A 3,225-nucleotide genomic window follows, 5' to 3' on the forward strand; every position below is an offset into this window, starting at 1 on the left:
ACGAGACAGCCGCCGGACAGTTCGCCCGGCGGGGGGATGGCGCGCTGCGTCAGGCCCACGCGCGCCAGGATCGCCTCGGCGCGCGCGACGGCGTCCGCGCGCTTCATGCGCCGGATCAGCAGCGGCATCGCGACGTTGTCCAGCGCCGTGAACTCCGGCAGCAGGTGGTGGAACTGGTAGACGAAGCCGAGCGAGCGGTTGCGCAGCTCGCCGCGGCGCGTCTCCGACAAGGTCGCGAAGTCCTCGCCCTGCAGCGTGACGCTGCCCGTGCTGGGCGTGTCCAGCCCGCCCAGGATGTGCAGCAGCGTCGATTTGCCGGAACCGGACGCGCCGACGATGGCCACGCGCTCGCCGCGGGCGATCGAGAAATCGATGTTGTCCAGCACCTGGACCGAGTAGTCTCCCTGGCGGAAGGTCTTGGCGACGTTGCGGCAGGCAAGTACAGCGGTATTCACATTCATGTCATTCATAGCGGAGTGCCTCCGCCGGTTTCACGCGCGACGCGGACCAGCTGGGGTAGATGGTCGCGACGAAGGCCAGCAGCACGGAGACGCCGCCGATCTTGGAGACGTCCGGCCAGCGCAGGTCGGACGGGATTTCGCTGATCAGGTAAATATCCTTGGACAGGAACTGCACACCGAGCAGGTGCTCGATGAACGGGACGATGACGTCGATATTGAGCGCCACCAGCACGCCCAGGCCCACGCCCGCCGCGGTGCCCATGATGCCGACGAGGGCGCCCTGGATCATGAAGATCTTCGTGATCGAGCGCGGCGACGCGCCGAGGGTGCGCAGGATGGCGATGTCGGGCTGCTTGTCGGTCACCGTCATGACGAGGGTCGAGACCAGGTTGAACGCGGCGACGGCGATGATCAGCGTGAGGATGATGAACATCATGCGCTTTTCCGTCTGCACGGCGGCGAACCAGTTGGCGTTCAGCTGCGACCAGTCGCGCATGATCAGCTCGCCCGACATGCTGCGCTTGAGTTCCTGCGCGACGAACGGGGCCTGGTGCATGTCGGCGATGCGCAGGCGCAGGCCGTTCGGCGCGTCGATCCGCACCATGCGCTGCGCGTCCTCGATGTTGATGAACGCGAGCGCCGAATCGAATTCGTAGTGGCCGGCCTCGAAGATGCCGCTCACCGTGAACACGCGCGAGCGCGGGACCATGCCGGCCGGCGTCGTCTGGCCCTGCGCCAGCAGCATGTTGACCTTGTCGCCGATGCCCACGCCGAGCGAGCGCGCGAGCGCGTAGCCGATGACGATGTTGTACTCGCCGGACTTGAGGCTCTCGATGCTGCCCTGGCGGATCTGCTTCGCCACGTCCGACACCTTGTGCTCTTCCGCCGGCAGGATGCCGCGGATGACGGCCGGCTTCATCGTGTCCTCGCGCACCAGCAGGCCCTGCGTCTCGACGAACGGCGCGGCGCCGCGTACGGCCGGGTTGCGGAAGGCTTCCTGCTCGGCCTGGCGCCAGTTCGCCATGGTGCCGCTCGCGTCGAACACTTCGATGTGCGCGAGCACGGACAGCATGCGGTCCGTGACCTCCTTCTGGAACCCGTTCATCACCGACAGCACGACGATCAGGGCGGCCACGCCGAGGGCGATGCCGGACACGGAGATCAGCGAGATGAAGGAAATGAAGCTGTTGCGGCTGCTGCGCTTGCCGGCGCGCGTGTAGCGCAAGCCGACCAGCCATTCGTACGGCAGTTTGTGGATGAGGCTCATGGGCTCCAGGGTAAATGCTTGGGTCCCGCAGTTTGCCACACAACGCTCATCCATGTGGGGCGTTGTCACAATTGGAAGTACTTTTTCTATCTTGCACACACCATAAAAAGTCCGGAACTCCGGACGCGGCAAGACTATCGAACCCAGACAGGAGGCCCACCATGGCATTTTCCGTCTTCGATTCGAAGGGCACGCCGCTCGACCGGCAGCACACCACGTGGCGCGACATGGTGCGCAGGCCGATCAGCAAGCTGGACGACGATGCCTTTACCCGCATGCGCATCATCCTCATGAACGGCATCGAGCTCGAGGCCCTGCGCTTCTCGCACATGGCCGCGCGCTGCAACATGGCGCTGCGCCAGCCGCTGGCCGACGTCAGGCGGGTCGAGCAGCACCAGGCCACGATGGTGAACTGGCTGCTGGCGCCCGATCATTCTCCGCTCGAGACGACCATCGCCTACGAACAGCTGGCCATCGAGCTGACGGCGAGCGTGGCCCGGGCCGAGCCGGACGACTACCTGTCCGGCGTGTATCGTTTCGGGCTGCTGGAAGACTTCGACCACCTGTACCGCTACGCGGCGCTGCTCGACCGCGTGGAGGGCAAGGATGCGAACAATATCCTGCAGAGCTATACGGACATCCTCCCCGGCCGCCCCACGCCCGAGCACCACCGCGCCCCGCGCGACGACCTGCGCATCCCGTACGACCGCAGCATGGCCGCGATGCTCAGCAAGCTGCATGCGCTGACGATCACGGCGGCCGAGGCGCAGACCCACAACTATTATATGAACGTGGGCCCGACGTTCGCCGACCCGGTCGCGCGCCAGCTGTATGCGGAGATCGCCTCCGTGGAAGAACAGCACGTCACGCAATACGAATCGCTGCTGGACCCGACGGAGACGTGGGTCGAGCAGTGGATGCTGCACGAGGCGAACGAGTGCTACACCTATTACAGCTGCGTCGAGACGGAGACGAACCACCACGTCAAGGCCATCTGGGAGCGCTGCCTCGACTACGAGCTGGGCCACTTCCACATGGCCGCCGACGCCTTCCGGCGCTACGAGCGGCGCGATCCGGCCGAGATCGTCGGCGATTTTTCAGGCCCGATCCCGTTCCGCAGCCAGCGCGACTACGTGCGGCAGGTGCTGGCCAGCGAAGTCGACCTGCGCGCGCTGGGCACGCAATTCGTGCCGAAGGCGCACGAAGACCAGGCCAGCATCGATTACCGCCGGCAGATGAACGGCGACGGCTCGCCCAGCGCGGCGGTGGCGGCCGGCTACGTCTGGACGCCGGGCACGGAACTCGTGAGCCATGGCGCCGCCACCACGACGGCCATCACGACGACCCTGCCCGCCAACCAGGGCGGCGTCGTCCAGCCCTGAACCGCAACGGAGACACCATGGCACAGCAGACCGAACACCTCGGCATGAACCGGACGGGCGTGCAGATGTCGCCCATCGACACGGCGGCCATGATGAGCGCCTCGCGCGCGTCCAT

Annotated in this window: 3 protein-coding genes; 1 reads left to right on the forward strand and 2 read right to left on the reverse strand. The window is 66.1% G+C overall.

The window, feature by feature from the left end; genetic code table 11:
• Both ACEN88_RS27640 and ACEN88_RS27645 read right to left on the reverse strand, forming a co-directional pair.
• The coding region (locus tag ACEN88_RS27640; RefSeq protein WP_413344799.1) for an ABC transporter ATP-binding protein at positions 1-470 on the reverse strand (470 nt) is incomplete at its 3' end.
• Positions 463-1,728 (reverse strand): lipoprotein-releasing ABC transporter permease subunit, encoded by a 1,266-nt coding sequence (locus tag ACEN88_RS27645; protein WP_413344801.1) that lies wholly within the window; start codon positions 1,726-1,728, stop codon positions 463-465. The genes ACEN88_RS27640 and ACEN88_RS27645, both read right to left, overlap by 8 nt.
• Before the next feature lie 161 nt (positions 1,729-1,889).
• Between ACEN88_RS27645 and ACEN88_RS27650 the strand changes: the two genes are divergently transcribed.
• Positions 1,890-3,110: a hypothetical protein gene (locus ACEN88_RS27650; protein ID WP_413344802.1), complete on the forward strand. Its 1,221-nt coding sequence runs from the start codon at positions 1,890-1,892 to the stop codon at positions 3,108-3,110.
• Positions 3,111-3,225: the final 115 nt, after the last annotated feature.

The sequence above is a fragment of the Massilia sp. CT11-108 genome (assembly GCF_047302915.1).
Lineage (GTDB): Bacteria > Pseudomonadota > Gammaproteobacteria > Burkholderiales > Burkholderiaceae_D > Telluria > Telluria orientalis.

Bases quoted from the DNA above. Each gene is read 5' to 3' on its own strand.
- ACEN88_RS27645 (WP_413344801.1), bottom strand. From the start codon at position 1,728: ATGAGCCTCATCCACAAACTGCCGTACGAATGGCTGGTCGGCTTGCGC.
- ACEN88_RS27650 (WP_413344802.1), top strand. From the start codon at position 1,890: ATGGCATTTTCCGTCTTCGATTCGAAGGGCACGCCGCTCGACCGGCAG.